This window comes from Bartonella sp. AP11XZML, from assembly GCF_042196445.1.
Taxonomy (GTDB): Bacteria; Pseudomonadota; Alphaproteobacteria; order Rhizobiales; family Rhizobiaceae; genus Bartonella.
Genome location: NZ_JBHIQF010000077.1, coordinates 1 through 17070, shown reverse-complemented (window position 1 = coordinate 17070; position 17070 = coordinate 1). Strand labels below are relative to the sequence as shown.

The window sequence follows — 17070 nt, the reverse complement described above, 5'->3', positions numbered from 1 at the left end:
AACTTTATTTCGGCATTTATCCATCTTAAAGTCAATTCCTGTTAATCTTTGTGAGGCATAATACGAGATAGAATATTTTTGGGTAGGTTATTGTCTTATGCCAACATTGACTAGATTTTTGATGATTCTTTTCATTTTGCTTTCTGTTCTTTTCATTATAATGGGTGCTCTTGTGGTTTGGGTTGAACCAGTAACTGTGGATATGTACATTGATGTTCCCTTGGATTCATGGAATCTTTCTACGGAAGCGAATCAATGAAATGAAAAGTGGTGCTGTGATAGATCATTTTCTTGAGATGATGAGTGCGGAGAGAGGGGCTTCGTCTCATACGCTTGCGGCTTATCAGCATGATTTGCAGTGGGCACAAGACGAATTGTCTTCACACTCTGTTTCGCTTTTTTCAGCACAAAAAGAAGATTTAATTACTCTTTTGTCACTTATGCATACTTTTGGTTTTGCGGCATCGTCGCAAGCGCGCCGTTTATCGACTTTGCGTCAGTTTTATCAATTCCTTTATGCTGAAGGGTTGAGAGCAGATGATCCCTCTCATGATATTGATGCACCTCGTCAGGGGCGTCCTTTGCCCAAAATCATGAGTGAAGATGCAGTGATAAAATTGCTTGATTTTGCGGAGTTAGAAGTCAATCAAGCAGACTATGGGTCTAAAGGTTATTTCCGTGCACTGCGTCTTCAGCTATTGATTGAAATGCTTTATGCAACAGGGTTACGTATTAGTGAGTTGGTGAGTCTGCCGGTTCAGTCTGTTCGAAGGAAGGAATACAGCGTTTTGGTTCGTGGTAAGGGCAAAAAAGAACGAATGGTGCTGTTATCAAAAAAAGCATGCCAAGTTCTTTCACAGTGGTTAAATTTGCGTGATCAGGGAAAGGACGCTACGAGTTCTTATCTTTTTCCTGCGCATTCCGAGACAGGATATATTGCTCGTCAAGTCGTTGCACGAGAGTTGAAAAATCTCGCTAGAAGAGCAGGGATAGGAAGTGATAGCTTTTCTCCCCATGTGTTGCGTCATGCTTTTGCTAGTCATCTTTTGCAAAATGGTGCTGATTTGCGTGCCGTTCAACATTTGTTAGGTCATTCTGATATTGCTACCACTCAGATTTATACCCATGTGTTGGAAGAGGGACTTTATCGTTTAGTCAATGAGCATCATCCACTTGCCGATGAGCAAAAGGCTCGTTAAAGAAAAGGTGATGTTTTTGAAAAAGACTTTATAAAGCAAATTATAAGTGTATAAGTGACACTGAATGAGTTGACACAAATGTATAATTATCTTGATTTTGAAAAACCAGTTGCTGATCTTGATGGGAAAATTCTTGAATTAAAAAAAATTTCTCAGGAAAAAGGCAGTCTTGATATGAGTGACGAGATTGCTCGTCTTGAAACGCGTTCCCAAACAGCGTTGCGCGATATTTATAAAAAATTATCGCCGTGGCAAAAAACACAAGTCGCTCGTCATCCGGATCGTCCCCATTTTATGGACTATTCTAAACGCCTATTGAGTGACGTTACGCCTTTGGCCGGAGATCGCAAGTTTGCTGAAGATGAGGCTATTCAAGCGGGGTTTGCACGCTTTAAAGGTGAGGCCGTTGCTTATATCGGTCAAGAGAAAGGTCACGATACGCAAACACGTTTGCGCTATAATTTTGGTTCTGCGCGTCCAGAAGGCTATCGTAAAGCTGTACGTATTATGGAAATGGCTGACCGCTTTGGTTTGCCACTCCTCACTTTTATTGATACAGCAGGTGCTTATCCTGGGGTAAGCGCTGAAGAACGTGGGCAAGCGGAAGCAATTGCTCAATCAACAGCTACAACTTTGCGTTTGAAAGTTCCTGTGGTTTCCGTTGTTATTGGAGAAGGCGGTTCTGGAGGGGCGATAGCAATCGCGGCTGCCAACAAAGTTTATATGTTGGAGCACGCAATTTACTCTGTTATTTCACCAGAAGGAGCAGCTTCTATCTTATGGCGTGATCCAGCTCGTGCAAAAGATGCTGCAATGAATATGCGTATTACCGCTCAAGATTTGTATCGCTTAAAGATTATTGATGGCATTATTTCGGAACCTTTAGGGGGAGCGCATCGTGGCAAAGAGATTGTCATTGATGCAACGGGTGATGTTATTTCAGAGGCTTTAAAAGCTATGGCTGGAAAAGATGGTCAAGTGCTTAAACAAGAGCGAAGGGAAAAATACCTTCAAATTGGTCGATCTCTAACATAGGTTATTTTTTGTGAGGGGTGTTGGATTGGAGTTTTATTCGATGACATTTAGCAGATTCCTTGCTGTGTGTGTGTTGTTTGTAATGGGACTATTGACAGCATGTGAAGGAAGATTACCAGCCTCTATTCGCGCTAAAGTTGAGCAGCCGTTGCCGCAAGAAATCAAAAATAGAATGGTTCTGTATGATATAGATCCCTATGCACCGATTATGATGCGGTTTTTTAAGGAAGAAAATCTTGCTGAAGTTTGGAAGCAATCTCGTTCAGGACCTTTTATCTTGGTTGCTCGCTATGGCATTTGCAAATGGTCTGGTAAGCTTGGACCTAAATATAAAGAAGGGGATCTTCAGACACCAGAGGGTTTTTATACTATTAGCGCAAACCAAATGAATCCTTATTCAAAATATTATCTCTCTTTTAATATAGGATTTCCTAACCTTTATGATCAGGAAAATGGTCGCACAGGAAGCAATCTTATGGTGCATGGTTCTTGCTTTTCCGCAGGTTGTTATTCTATGAGTGATAAGAACATGGCTCAGATTTATGCGTTTGCACGGGATGCTTTTAAAGGAGGACAAAGAGAGTTTCAGTTGCAGGCTTTTCCTTTCCGCATGACCGAGGATAATATGTCACGTCATAGCAAGAATCCTCATTATCAATTCTGGGTTATGCTTAAGAAAGGTTATGATTTTTTTGAAAAAAATCGTCAACCTCCAACTGTTGAGGTTTATGGAAAACGTTACGTTTTTAATCGCGATATTGATAAAAATTCAGTTTCTCTAATGCAGTGAGTGTTATTGTATTCTACAGCACCGTAAACACTATCACTTAATAATGGTGATACAGGATATGCAAAAACTTTGCACATAAGGTGTTTAAGTGAGTAGTCAATATTTTAAAGCGCAGAGTTTTTTCATAGAGCTTTATGTAAGTAAATCATATGAAGTGGGAAGCCAAGAGGAATTTTCTCAAAGAAGTTGGATTGTTTGCACATCGTTACTGGTATCAATCTTCGTTTTTAGTGAAGAGTAAGTTAACATGAAATGTACCTCTCTTTTTATTTCTTTCAAAGAGTTTTATTCTTTTATGCTGTAAAATATTGTCTTGTCGTGCTGTTATATAAGATACATTCACATATTTTAAAATGCGATATTGCCTCTGTCTGATTTTGGTTTTTTTCTTAACAGGGATTTTGATTTCAATTAGCTTGAGTAAACATAGAGTTGAGCAGAATATTTTAGAACCAAGAATTTGGCCAATCGGTCTGTGAAATGAATCATATGAAGTGGTTTGCAGATGAAGCGCATTTAGAGAGAAAACAATCTGTTTGCAGATTGATGGGTATTAAATTTTTTATCATAACAATTTGATTTATAATGATAATTTAGTGTTGTTCAAGTTAAATTAAAACCCTGAATACCATAAGATTCTCTCATTTCAAAGCCGTTCCATGTTGAATAAATTAAAACCATTTTCTTGCACGTTACAAGCGGGGATAACCGCGTGGGTGAAACTGTGCAAGAAAGACTAAAATGCTTTTTACAAACCGTCTCAAGTACCAAGGGCTTGTTTCAACATTGGGAATTAGCAAAGTGTGTAATGGTGCCGGTTTACTTCTTTAAAAGCATAAAGATGGTGGTGCCAATGAATTTAATATTATATCATTGAAGGGGAGAAAAAATTAAAATTTTATTCCTGGAATGACCAGAGGATTTTCTAAGAGAGCTGTTTTGTCTGCAGTATCTATTGCTGGTTTATTAAAAAAAGCATTGAGGAGCTTTTGTATTGCGTCTTTTTCAACACCATCGGCAATGATGACAAAACGTGTTTGTTTTATTCCTTTTGGCCATGCCGGCAATCTTATGGGAGGATGAAAAAATGTTTGTACGCCATGTAATACAAGTGGGCGATAAGGGTCATCACGCAATGCGATAATTGCTTTAATACGTAATAATTTTGTACCATAACGCTCTTGTAGGAGATCTAAAAAAGCTTCAATTGTGGGGTAATCAACAGGACCCTCACAGTTTAATGAAAAGGTACGAATGGTTTTATGGGGGGTATGATCATGTGGGGTAGTCGTAAGATTTTGTTTAAGTTTTGTATTTTCTACTTTTTCATCCCATAATGTGTTATTTATTAATAGATTTGAACAGAAATCTTTAGAATGGGCGTCAATGATTTGTGCTGTAGGATTCATTGTTTTAAGTGTGCTAAGGAGTGCATCTGAAAGCGTTTGTGGGTCTCTAAGATCTGTTTTGGTGAGAATGATTTTATCAGCAAATATTAATTGTTTATATATTTCAGGATAGCGCTTACATATGGAAAGTGGACTTAATGTATCAAATGTTGCAAGAACAGCATTTATGGACAATGTTTGAATAAACAATGGGTGGCTTAAAAGTATTTGTAAAATAGGGGCGGGATCAGCCATCCCTGTGGTTTCAATGATAATATGATGGAGTTGTTTGATCTGTCCTGCCTGAACGCGATTTATTAAATCAATTAATGTGTCGATGAGATCACTGCGTAAATTACAGCATAAGCAACCATTGGCAAGCTCAATAATTCCTTCTGTCGTTTTTTCAACCAGAAGGTGGTCAATACTGATTTCGCCGAATTCATTGATGATAACAGCACATTCTGTTAGAAGAGGGGCTTGTAGCATACGGTTGAGCAAAGTTGTTTTGCCAGAGCCTAAAAAACCCGTAATAAGCGTGAGAGGGATGCGCTTTATTTTCATGTTAATCATCAATCATAGTTTTGTTTTTAAAAAATATATCTCAGTATGTCTAACCAATTTATAATGATGTCCGTGAGGGATGTAATGGTTAATCCCTCATGAGATCCATTGTACCACTATCTTTACGCTTATAAAGGTAGGTGCACGTGGGTATATTATACACTTTTAGCGTCAATGTTATGATAATTTTTGGTTCTTGAAAGGACTTATAGGAAGGATTTTTATTCCTTGTTTTAATTATTTTATCTACATGTTCATCCACCTTGTGGCGCGCAAGAGACTGGTTTTATTGATTCAACAAATACAGATTTGAAATGAGAGAATCTTACAATACTTGTGGTTTTGACATAAGGTACAAAATAATTAATTATCATTATAAATCAAAGTATTATAATTAATTGTAGATTATGATTTATGGCTTTTTATAGAATGGTTTGCGTGCCTTTTATACGGAATATAGGGTTTTCTTAGTGGTTTTACTGTCATTTTAGGTGTTTGTGGCGTACGAATGAGGTGTACTGATAAAGGATGAGAAAAAGAAGGTGGAGCAGTGATAAAAGGTGAGGTGAGAATAATATTTCCTTGATCATCATATGAATTTGCATGCATTTTTATGGCTTCAGGTGTGCATGTTTGTTGTCTCATATTGTTGGCTTGTGTTATGTTGCTCCCATAAGGTTTTAATGTTGCTAGTGTTAATTGGGGGCTTCCTTGGTGCAAAAATCCTATTTCAAGAAGTTGTGCAGCTTTTTCTTCTCTTTCACTTATGTTGTTAGCACCTAGAATGACAGCAATAATTGTGCGTTTATTGCGGGTGGCTGAGGCAACAAGATTAAAACCAGAGGCACAAATAAAGCCTGTTTTCATACCGTCTATCCCATAAAAACGGCCAATGAGGTTGTTTGAGTTATGTTGGATTTTTCGATTATTACCAAAATCAATGGCTGGAATAGAAAAATAATGAGCATATTGTGGAAATTCTCGACGTATTTGAACGGCTAAAAGAGCAATATCGCGTGCCGTGGAGTAGTTTTGAGGATCTGGTAAACCACTTGCGTTCGCAAAATGGGTGCCAAACATGCCTAAACGTTTAGCTTCGCTATTCATTTTACGTACAAAATCTTTCTGTGAACCCGCAACAGCTTCACTCATGGCAATGGCTAAATCATTGGTAGATTTAACCATGGTGATACTTAAGGCTGTATCAAGTGTGAGTACAGAACCAGCTTTATAGCCTGAACGATATGAGGGAGCTTTTGCGGCGTATTCGCTGATGGTGATATGTTTGTTTGGTGAAACTTCCCCTCGGCTCATGGCACGAAAAATAACATAAGCGGTCATTAATTTTGTCAAGGAAGCAGGATACCAACGCTCAAAAGCTTGATTATGTTTTAAGATTCGCCTCGTTGTAACATCAACAGAAATAAAAGGCTGCGCTAGAGCAACAGCGCTGGATAAACTCAAAATCACAGAAAAAAATAAATTATAGAAGAGACGTCGCATTAATTTAAATCTAGTTCCCTCTTATTCGTTATTTAGAATTGTTTTAATGTAGCACACAAAGCATTTAAGTCTAGGATAGGAAGGAAAGATGGTTAATTGCTGTATCCGTTGTGTCTGTGGGATAAAAACCAATTCTCATTTTTATTTTCCCCTTGAATTTGGTTTGATGACTTAAGTATCTCAAGAAATACTTTTTAAATAATGAAGATTGTACAAGATTTCAGGTTCTTGGAGGGATTGAATTTCTCAGAAAGGAATGAATCTGCATAATCATGCATTTTTCTTGCTCTCCTGTTAGGATAGCCCTTGGCACTTGAGACGGTTCGTAAAAAGCATTTTAATCTTTTCTTGTATCGTTTTATTCACACAGATATCCCCGCTTGTAATGTGTAAGAAAATGATTCTAATTGATTCAACCTAGAATAGATTTGAAATGAGAAAATCTTACGGTATTCAGGGTTCTCATTAAAGTTGAATAACGCTAAAACATCCTTATAAATCAATGAGATGTATGTTATTTAAATGATTTTAAAGAGAGGAAGAATTCTTTTTCAAAAAAATTTACACATTGATCATTTCTTATCATGTACAAGTGTTTTACAATTTTAAATTAGAAAGTTTGAAGTATCTTTCTTATATTTTTGTTCCCTATACTCCGCTCAATATACAAAGTTATGCATTATTCTTATCAATCAGTGCATTGTTTCATGTTGATTTAGTTTTTGAAGTTTCTGAACAGCGTATGGTGGCATAGGAGGAGGGGTAGGGTCTTGAGCTGCTAAGAGAAGCAGTTCATCACACGCTTTTTCAGTTTTTTGGACAAGTTGATCTAGAAAATCACGTTTGCTTAAACCAGCCTCTATCGGGGGAAGAATACGGACACGAATTGTTCCGGGATAGCGGCGAAAATTATTGCGTGGCCAATATAAACCCGCATTGTGTGCAATAGGGACAACTTGAAGTCCTAATTCATTATAGAGCGCGACAATTCCTGACTTATAATCTGGTTCTTGACCGGGTTGTCGGCGTGTTCCTTCGGGAAAAATCAAGATTTGGCGCCCTTGTTTTACTTTCTCTTTTGCTTTTTGTATAATCATTTTTAAGGCTTTGATGGGTGTTGTGCGGTTAATGGGGATAATTTGCGTTTTTGCCATATACCAGCCAAACAATGGAATCCACATCAATTCACGTTTTAAAATGAGAGTGGGATCATCAAAATAGGGAACAAGACTGAAAGTTTCCCAAGCCGATTGATGCTTTGGAGCAATGATGTAGGGTCCTTTGGGAAGATTTTCTAAACCTTCAATCTCATAACTTGTGCCTGCGATGTATTTTTGCAAAAAGAGAGTAACGCGCGCCCATGTTTTAGGGACAATCCATGCCTTTTTGCGGGGCATTAAAAAATAAACGGGAGCGTAAAGAATCATTTGTATGAAAGTTGTTGTATAAAAAGCGAACGTAAAAAGAATAGAACGAAGGATAAGCACTACATTTTCCATTTTATATCTATAAGAAGACTTCGTATATAATATAATTCACGTGAGAAAACATCTTCTTTATATTTTTTCAAGCATCTATTTTTCGGTAACTCATTTTCCGATATTTAAAAACAGAAGGAAAGAGGTTGATGGAATTACAAAAAGATAAACTTTTTATTCCACGGATTTTATCTATTGCGGGAACAGATCCTTCTGGTGGCGCTGGAATGCAGGCGGATTTGAAGGTTTTTTCAGCTATGAAAACTTATGGTATGAGTGTGGTTACAGCTGTTGTTGCACAAAATACTCAGGGTGTGCGTTCTTTTCAGGCATTAGATGCTTCTTTTGTTGCAGATCAAATTGATTCTGTTTTTGAGGATATCCATGTTGATGCCGTTAAAATTGGTATGGTTGCAAATGCTCAGATTGCACAGGTTATTGCAGAACGTCTTGCTTATCATAAAGCGCGTTTCATTGTTTTTGATCCGGTTATGGTTGCAAAAAGTGGTGATGTTCTTTTAAAGTCTGATGCAATTGAAATTATGCGTGATGTTCTTGTGCCGATGTCAACTTTGATCACGCCAAATTTGCCTGAAGCTGCATTGTTATTGGGATGTGAAGTGCAATGGTCTTTAGAGACTATGTATCAATATGCTCCACGACTCTTGGCGCTAGGGTGTCATGCAGTTTTGTTAAAAGGGGGACATTTGAATACGCTTACCAGAAATAGTACAGAAAATTACGATTGTTCTAGTCCAGATCTTTATTGTGATTGTGAAAACCTTGTTATACTTGAAGCCTCTCGTCTTTCAACCACTCATGATCATGGGACAGGGTGTACCATTTCTGCTGCCATTGCAGCTCTGTTACCTACTCAACCTTTGGATTGCGCTGTTAAACAAGCAAAAGATTATTTGCATGGCGCTTTAACTGCCGCAGATGCTTTAAAAGTAGGGAAAGGGCGAGGGTCACTTCATCATTTTTATGCATTATGGAAAGATTAATACAACGGTTGATAGTGAAAAATCTTCACTCTATGAATTTGTTTCGTCATTATATGATGTTTTGGACTTATGACTGATAAATGTTAGCGTATTGTAGCTTAACAGTTATTTTGTATTAAGAAGGATAAGAAAAAATGTTATAATTTGCTTCTTTTATATATTTTTTACGATTAATCTATCCTGTTTCAGAGGCAATTTTGAGTATAAAAAAGAGAGCAAGGAATTGTAAAATCAGGATTTGATAGCAAAAAGAGTAGAGGGAAAGACCTTTTACAAGGCGATATTAAAGCTGGCGGATCCACTATATTCGCTGTTTCTTATATTGGTGGCAAAACAGCCATCCAGCCCATCGTGCAATTTGCGGGAGCTTCTCCTATAAATTCATCTGCGAGAGAGCAAAGAGACAAAGACCGTTCCACCATCACCCACAATCAAAATGTCACGGTGCATGTCAATGGTGCCCGTGAACCCATGGCCACTGGTCGTGCGGTTGCCCATGCTTTGCAACGGGCACGCGCTAATGCGCTGCATGGCGGGACAGAATAAGGGGAGGGAGCCTATGGCTGGGAGACACAGAGTGATTAAGAAAAATACAAGNGCATGGATTTCTGAATTTGTGAGATTAACTGTACCAATTGACAGATCGGCACTATTTTCAATGTTATTTTTAGTGAAAGCTCCAACAAAAATTCCAGTACCATTTTCAGCATGAAGCTCTGCATTGGTTAAATTGATTTCACTGCTTTTACGTTTTTGTGGATCATCTGGATAAGCTAGATCAGGATTAGAGAGAGCTATAAATTGCAAACCAGCAACTCCTGCTATCATAGAAGTATTCACGACATCAATATGTCCGTTAAATGCCGCCCATAGTGCAACTTTTTTTGCTTCTATTTTATTTTTTATTGTATTCTCTGCTGCTTCAATATAACCATTCGTCATCTTAATTGTGCTATTATTTGCTGCGGTGAGACCAAAATCAAAGTTTTGAATGATTGTTTTACCATTTAATTCGATTGCACTACCAAGTTCCGCAACGTTTACAGCAACGGTTTGTTGTTTACTTTCACCACCAGTTATTGTTAAATCTCCGCTAATGATTTTACTTCCACCGTCTGCATAAAACCCTTCATCAACATTTTGAATGGTTGTTTTGCCCATTAACCTAACTTCACTACCAGAGTCCGATGTCCATATACCAGTGCGTTCGTTGTCGGGGCCTTCAAGTGCTTCACCACCGATTATTGTTAAATCTTTGCTGGTGATTTTACCACCGTCAACTGCTTCAAGGCCGCCCAAAGTATTGTTAATTATTGTATCACCATGCAATTGAATTGTGCTGTCATTGCCACTTACAAATGCACCGCTTCCTTTTCCCTCTGTTTTTAGAGCAACATCTGTGGCATCAATATGCCCACCGTTGATTGCGAATAACGCTGTTTTGTTCGCGGCTACGGATCCTCTCGTCATTATGATCTTAGATCCTGAACCGTCTGCAAGGAGTCCTTCGCCATTAGATGATATAATGTTAGCATTGTTTTTTAAGATAATCGTACTGCTGGTTTCGGCGCTTCCTCCTACATCACGTCCACTAAATGACCCTCCTGAGATCGTTATTGTAGAGTGGTTATTTGCAACTATACTGGCGGCTGCTTGAGTCACTGTTACATCTTTTAAAGTGACGGTACTTTTATCTGCTTTTATTCCAAAGTTCAGTAGCGCATCGTCTTTACTATTCGATATCTTTACACCTTCTAGCTTGTTTTCGCTGTTGTTACTGTTTAAGAAGCCAGCACCAACTAGAGAAGTTTTAATGGCTCCTCCAGTCATCTTGATTGCACCATCGTTTAGTGCTTGAAGCCCGAGTGCACTATTACTAATAGTTGTATTTCCAAGTAATTCAATTACACTGCCTTCACCAACAGAAAATACACCAGACGATATATAGTCGTCACTTGGAGCCACATCTGTGACAGTTAGAGCCACATCTGCAACAGTAATATGTCCACCATTTTCAGCAACCAATGCATTACCTTTCCCCGTGACAGTTCCTCCCGTCATTGTGATGGTGGATTTTGAACCTTCTGCATAGAGTCCAACATTATCAGATGATGTAATGTTTGCATCATTGGTTAAAGTGATAGTGCTGCCGCTTTTAGCAGATATTGTTGTATTTTGTGCATGAAATGATCCTCCCGAGATTGTTATTGTCGAATCATTCTCTGCAAATATACCGGCGGCTGCTTGAGTCACTGTTACATCTTTTAAAGTAACGGTACTTTTATCTGCTTTTATCCCAAAGTTCAGTGGCGTATCATCTTTATCACTCGATATTGTCACATTTTCTAGTTTGTTTTCATGACTGTTACTGTTTAAGAATTCAGCACCAGCTGCAGAAGCTGTAATGGTTCCTCCAATCATCTTGATTGCGCCATCATTTTGGAATGCAAGCCCGATTGCACTACCACTAATTGTGGTCTTTCCAAGCAATTCAATTACACTATTTGCGCCATTAGAAAATACACCAAATGACTTATCGCTATCATTTGTTTTTAGGGTAACATCTGTAACAGTAATATGACCACCATCTTCAGCAACCAAAGCACTCGCTTTTCCCGTGACGTTTCCTTCTATCATTGTGATGGAGGAGTTTGAATCTTTTGCATATAATCCAACATCATCAGATGATGTAATTTTTGCACCGTTTGTTAAAGTGATGGCGCTGCCGTTTTGAGCAGATATTGTTGCATTTTGTGCATGAAATGATCCTCCCGAGATTGTTATTGTCGAATCATGATCTGCAAATATACCGGCTGCTGCTTGAGTCACTGTTACATCTTTTAAAGTGACGGTACCTTTATCTGCTTTTATTCCAAAGTTCAGTGGCGCATCGTCTTTACCACTCGATATTGTCACATTTTCTAGTTTGTTTTCACGGCTGTTACTGTTTAAGAAGCCAGCACCAGCTGCAGAAGCTGTAATGGTTCCCCCAGTCATCTTGATTACACCACCGTTTTGTGCTTGAAGCCCGATTGCACTATCACTAATCGTTGTCTTTCCAAGTAATTCAATCATGCTACCAAGGTCATCAGAAGCTACACCAATTCCATCACCATTTGTTTTTAGGGTGACATCTGTAACAGTAATATGGCCACCGTATGTTGTCGTTACTGCTTCCTCTTTCGCTGTAATGCTCCCTCCTGTCATTTCGATGATGGACTTTGAACCTTCCGCATAGAGTCCAGCATCGTTATATGATGTAATTTTTGCACCGCCAGTTAAAGTGATGTTGCCGCCGTTTTGAGCAAATATTGCTGCTTTTTCTGCATCAAATGATCCTCCTAAGACTTTTACTGTGGAATCATATGCATCTATGGCAGTTTGTGCTTGCGTCACTGTTACATTATTTAAAGTGACATTACTGTTAGTTGCCTTGATTCCATTTATTAGTGGCGCATCATCTTTCCCACTTGATGTCACTACATCTTTCAGTTCGTTTTCTTTGCTCTTGCTATCTAAAAAGAATGCACCAACTTTGGACGCTGTAATGCTTCCCCCAGTCATTGCGATTGCGCCACTTTCTTGTGTTTTTAACCCGATTGTCGCATCATTGATCTTTGTATCAGATAATTCAATCACACTGTTTTCACCTTGAGACAATGCGCCGAATCCACTCTCAATTTTAGTACCCTTATTATATGCAGGGTTATCCCCTTCTGTAGTAGGTGCACTTGTGGTATCTTCCTTAGCTGTTAGAGTACCACCCGTGACTTTAATATGACCACCGTCGTTTGTATACAATGCTGCGTCTTTTCCAGTTACGCTTCCCCCAGTCATTTTTATGGTGGTATTTTCATCATCGGCATGGAGTCCGTTACCATTAGATGAGGTAATGTTAGTACCGCCATCTACAGTAATGGTGGTGCCGCCCATAGCATATACGCCATCCATTTTACCTTCGAATGATCCTCCGGATACTATAACTTGAGAAACGACATCCGCAAGTATACCAGTTTCTGCTTGCTTAACTGTTACATTTTCTAAAGTGATAAAACTTTCGTTGTTTATTTCTATTCCAAGGAGTGATGATGCTTCATTTTTATTATCTGATATCACTACATTTTGTAGTATATTTCTATTATCCTTACTATCATCAATATAAACACCAGTTTGAGAAGCTGTAATGTTCCCCCCAGTCAGGTTGATGTTAGCGCCGTCTTTTACAGAAATACCAAAACGAACATCAGAATCAGTGCCTTGAATATTTAAGCCATTTAATTCAAGCGCACTGTTAGCACCTTCAACTGTTACAACATATTTATCGCTACTTGTGTCTGTATTTGTGTTTTCATTTCCAGTTACAGTTACAGTACTGCCGGTGATTTTTCCTTTGTCTTTTACATAAATAGTCTCGTACGTTTTTCCGGATATATCTTTTTCTTCGTTGGCAACGCCAAGAGTTTCAGCATGTGCAGTGAACTGGATGTTGAATAGGATGATAGCAGCCGCAGCTGTGCATGATAAAAGGGATGTTTTATACACCAGTATTCTCCTTATGAGAGCCCCCAAATATTCATTTCCCCGCGAACTTTATAAGAAGAAGTGAAAATGGATAGTTGTTATTAATTTCAGTAATTGTTTTTATTTGGTAAGATATTTTTGGTTTTTTGTCAAAATTAAAAAACAAATGATATTAAATTTGTATTAATTTATATTTAACACACAATGTGTTTGTAATTATTTGTATTATATAATTAAATTTATTGTAAATCTATATTATAGAAATTATAAATATTATTATAACACTTACATAAGTTATATTATTTTTTATAAAGTAATAATAGTATTTTCTGTAATACTTCTGCATTTTTATAACTTATCAAAGTAAGTTATGACGGTAATACTCAAACACTATTGCTAGCACTTTTGATTATTTATACCTTATTTATCATAATATTCTAATATATTTGATCTTGATATCCAAAGGAGTTGGGTGCTCTAGTATAAGAATACATTTTTTCTCCTGTTGGGGATATTTTAATAGTATACGACTAAGTTTTTATAAGCTGTTGATGTATCGATGACATTTGAAAGAGCCAGAGCCCAAGCTTATAAATCTTAATCAATGAAGATGCTTCAAGTTGAAGGCTTGAAATCAACAGTGCTTTTATATCATCAAAGTGCACCTTCATTGAAGGATTATTGCTTTTGTTATTTCGAATTTTTGACATATTTTTGACAATAAAATCTAAAAAATTGTCTCTGAGGAATTTTTTAATATAAAAAATATGTAACGTTTTTATGGTGATAGGTTTATGAGATATAAAGTTAAATTGGTAATCACCGTGATTGCTTTTACTCTCTCTGGTTGTTTTAATCTTGATTCTGAAAAAATAAAAAGAGACAAGAGTCCTTATCATGATGCATTCATGGATTGGTCGATGAAAGAAAAGTCTCTTACAAAAAATTATACTGCTATCATTATGGCTGATCCGCAGCCGTGGCGTTTAAACTCTGGTGATGCCAATGGAATATCAAACAGAGAGCCATGGTTAAAGATAAATGAGCAGGTTGCTGGTGTGATAAAAGCGCACAAGGCCGCGTTCCATATTGTCAATGGTGATCTGACGGAGTTTGGACAACAAAAAAACTATGATGATTATAAAAATGTTTATAAAACTCTTGGAGCGCCTGTCTATGAGGGGCTAGGGAATCACGATTATGCCAATAATGTTGGTAATTGTACAAATCCTCAAGAATTCAGCTTTTACAAAGATGCTTGTGCTATAAGTGCAGTTTCAAGAATGGTATCGGAAATCAAAAAATACCGTAGTCAATTATCGCATTTCAATGCAGATGTTACTGAAAGCTTGGTTCCCATTTCGGGTGGAAATATTCGCTCGATAAGGGGGAGTTTGAGTTATTCTTGGGATTATGGAGATGTTCACTATGTGCAGCTTCACAATTATCCAAGCTATACGGTTGGTTTGAAGGGGCAGTCTACAGAAGTGCAAATCAATAAATCTTTAGATTGGCTTAGGAACGATTTAGCTGCTGCTGATGCAAGAGGTAAAGTGACAATCATTAATTTTCATGATGCGCGTGCTGCTTCCATTGATGGTGAATCCTTTTTTATTCGTAAAAAGAATGCTAAAGATTTGTCGGTCTTTAAGTCAATTATTACCTCTCATAATGTTAAAGCAATCTTCGTGGGTCACACGCATTATCAGTCTTATTGCCGTGCGAAAAATGATAAGGTTTTTGGAAATATCCCTATATATACAGCTGGTGCGCTTTTTAATGGAGATTATTACCTCATAGATGTGAAAGGCAAGACCATTCACGTTAAAGCCTATAATGGAGAAATAGGAAAACCGCTTTTAATTAAAGATCTTGGTGTTATAGGGAAAGACACCCAATTTTCGGCAAGTTGCAGTAAGTTATAATAGGATTTGTTTCTTTGTCTTAAAGCATGAGGGAAAAAACGTATTATATGTGCGGACTTGAAGAGCAGTAGGAGTGTCTAAATGTTATTTAGAAATAGAGTGAAAAATCAGACATATTTTTTTCAAAGCTGCTAAGATTTCAGGTTATACGCTATAAGTGCAATGGTTTAATGTGAACTGAGCTTTAATACAAAGCAGAATAATGGTTTGTTATTCTATTTTTCTTTTTAGGCTTTCATCTTTGAAGAAAGGGGAGTTTGTCAAGGGTGTGTTCATAATTTGCTAGCACATGTTGTCCAGAATTATCAAGAAGGCTGTTTCTATTAGTTTGTTGCGGTATAATTATCAAGTTATGCCCTTTGTTAGAGTTTATAATATCTACTCATGGGCAACTCTTTTCTTTTTCATAAGAAAAGCTTTTTATTTTGATCAATTTTTTACGTATAATCTTCAAACAATTGATGTTTTGTGATGCTATATAATTTCTCTTGATTAACCGTATGAACTTTTAGTTGTATTACAATTTTATCTTCTTCTTTTATACGTAAGTAAATCGTTACAATAATATGATACAAATATTGGAGTCTATTTATAGCTGTTATGGTCTCATGCAATTATCCTTAGATGACTCTCACGTGTTTTGGCAGTTTTATCTTTGCTTTGAGAGAGGTGTAAAAAGGGGATTTTAAGAAGTTCCAGTTTAGAAAGAGCTTTTTTGCCCGCGAAAAGCTCTCTGATGCTGCCAAGGCTGGTATGGAACAAGCGGGCGAAGATCTGGCTAATTCGATTGTCGATGGCTTTATGTCGTCTATCTCACAATTGATGGATTATTGTAAATCTTTGCCTAGCCGCATTAAGGGGTGGATTGGGTCGATTGATGTAAGAGAGTTTTTGCCAAGTTTTTTGGGGGGTAAAACAGCCATCCAACCCATCGTGCAATTTGCGGGAGCTTCTCCTATAAATTCATCTGCGAGAGAGCAAAGAGACAAAGACCATTCCACCATCACCCACAATCAAAATGTCACGGTGCATGTCAATGGGGCGCGTGAACCCATTGCCACCGGTCGTGCCGTTGCCCATGCTTTGCAATGGGCACGCGCTAATGCATTGCATGGCGGGACAGAATGAGGGGAGGGAGCCTATGAGAGATCCTTTGATGATGTTAGGTCCGCATCAATTTTATGTGGACTGGCTGAATTTCCAATCCTTTGAAGAAGAGTTTTCCGCCTCATGGGTTTGTATGGAGCGTTTTGGCAAGGCACCCAGTTTGCAATTTACCGGCTATGGCAATGATGCAAAAACCATTCATGGCGTTTGGTTTCCAGAAGAGTTTGGTGACCGTGTAGCGATAGATGCCATCACTACAACTATCCGAAGAGCAAAGCCGGTCCAGATGCTTCATTGGATCAATGATACGACCTATAGTGTCCTTCTCCATGGACCCGTAGTAATCACCACGATCAATAAAGACCATGACTATATCAGTCGCTCTGGTCAATCCCAGCGCATCCGCTATTCCATTACGCTCTTGCCCTTTTTTAATGGCGGAAAACCACAAGGTCAATATCAGGTGGGACAAACTCCATGAAGATACCAGAAAAGCATGTTGTTGTAGAGCTAGAGGATATGAGTCTTGATCTTATCTGCTTTCACCATGCCATGG

Annotated in this window: 11 protein-coding genes and 1 pseudogene; 8 read left to right on the top strand and 4 right to left on the bottom strand. The window is 37.9% G+C overall.

The features are described 5' to 3' along the window. The first annotated feature begins 260 nt into the window (after positions 1 to 260). From ACFIMG_RS07415 to ACFIMG_RS07405, 3 genes are all read left to right on the top strand, one after another. Positions 261 to 1199 (top strand): site-specific tyrosine recombinase XerD, encoded by a 939-nt coding sequence (locus ACFIMG_RS07415; protein WP_375628561.1) that lies wholly within the window; start codon positions 261 to 263, stop codon positions 1197 to 1199. A 78-nt stretch (positions 1200 to 1277) separates the two neighbouring features. Beyond that, a complete protein-coding gene (locus ACFIMG_RS07410) occupies positions 1278 to 2234 on the top strand; it encodes an acetyl-CoA carboxylase carboxyltransferase subunit alpha (protein ID WP_375611312.1) in 957 nt (318 codons plus the stop codon). A 40-nt stretch (positions 2235 to 2274) separates the two neighbouring features. Next, on the top strand, positions 2275 to 3024 hold the full coding sequence (locus ACFIMG_RS07405) for a L,D-transpeptidase family protein (protein WP_375612743.1): 750 nt from the start codon (positions 2275 to 2277) through the stop codon (positions 3022 to 3024). An 890-nt stretch (positions 3025 to 3914) separates the two neighbouring features. Here ACFIMG_RS07405 and ACFIMG_RS07400 read toward each other — a convergent pair. The 3 genes from ACFIMG_RS07400 to ACFIMG_RS07390 form a co-directional block, all read right to left on the bottom strand. Further along, positions 3915 to 4976: a CobW family GTP-binding protein gene (locus ACFIMG_RS07400; protein ID WP_375678883.1), complete on the bottom strand. Its 1062-nt coding sequence runs from the start codon at positions 4974 to 4976 to the stop codon at positions 3915 to 3917. Positions 4977 to 5381: 405 nt separating this feature from the next. Then, on the bottom strand, positions 5382 to 6479 hold the full coding sequence (locus ACFIMG_RS07395; RefSeq protein WP_375611309.1) for a D-alanyl-D-alanine carboxypeptidase family protein: 1098 nt from the start codon (positions 6477 to 6479) through the stop codon (positions 5382 to 5384). A gap of 692 nt (positions 6480 to 7171) precedes the next feature. Next, positions 7172 to 7978 (bottom strand): lysophospholipid acyltransferase family protein, encoded by an 807-nt coding sequence (locus ACFIMG_RS07390; protein WP_375628565.1) that lies wholly within the window; start codon positions 7976 to 7978, stop codon positions 7172 to 7174. A 128-nt stretch (positions 7979 to 8106) separates the two neighbouring features. Between ACFIMG_RS07390 and thiD the strand changes: the two genes are divergently transcribed. Beyond that, positions 8107 to 8961: a bifunctional hydroxymethylpyrimidine kinase/phosphomethylpyrimidine kinase gene (gene thiD / locus ACFIMG_RS07385; protein ID WP_375678884.1), complete on the top strand. Its 855-nt coding sequence runs from the start codon at positions 8107 to 8109 to the stop codon at positions 8959 to 8961. A gap of 381 nt (positions 8962 to 9342) precedes the next feature. On the opposite strand, the gene ACFIMG_RS07380 is transcribed toward thiD, so the two are convergent. Continuing rightward, a complete protein-coding gene (locus ACFIMG_RS07380) occupies positions 9343 to 13503 on the bottom strand; it encodes a beta strand repeat-containing protein (protein ID WP_375693595.1) in 4161 nt (1386 codons plus the stop codon). A 773-nt stretch (positions 13504 to 14276) separates the two neighbouring features. Between ACFIMG_RS07380 and ACFIMG_RS07375 the strand changes: the two genes are divergently transcribed. The 4 genes and pseudogenes from ACFIMG_RS07375 to ACFIMG_RS07360 form a co-directional block, all read left to right on the top strand. Beyond that, positions 14277 to 15407, top strand: a complete 1131-nt coding sequence (locus tag ACFIMG_RS07375) for a metallophosphoesterase (protein WP_375678260.1) — start codon at positions 14277 to 14279, stop codon at positions 15405 to 15407. A gap of 753 nt (positions 15408 to 16160) precedes the next feature. Then, on the top strand, positions 16161 to 16535 hold the full coding sequence (locus tag ACFIMG_RS07370) for a hypothetical protein (RefSeq protein WP_375678259.1): 375 nt from the start codon (positions 16161 to 16163) through the stop codon (positions 16533 to 16535). 13 nt (positions 16536 to 16548) lie between these two features. Then, entirely contained in the window at positions 16549 to 16995 is a 447-nt protein-coding gene (locus ACFIMG_RS07365; protein WP_375693594.1) for a phage tail protein, read from the top strand. Beyond that, positions 16992 to 17070, top strand: a pseudogene (locus ACFIMG_RS07360) (phage tail protein); the annotation flags it as partial. The gene ACFIMG_RS07365 and the pseudogene ACFIMG_RS07360, both read left to right, overlap by 4 nt.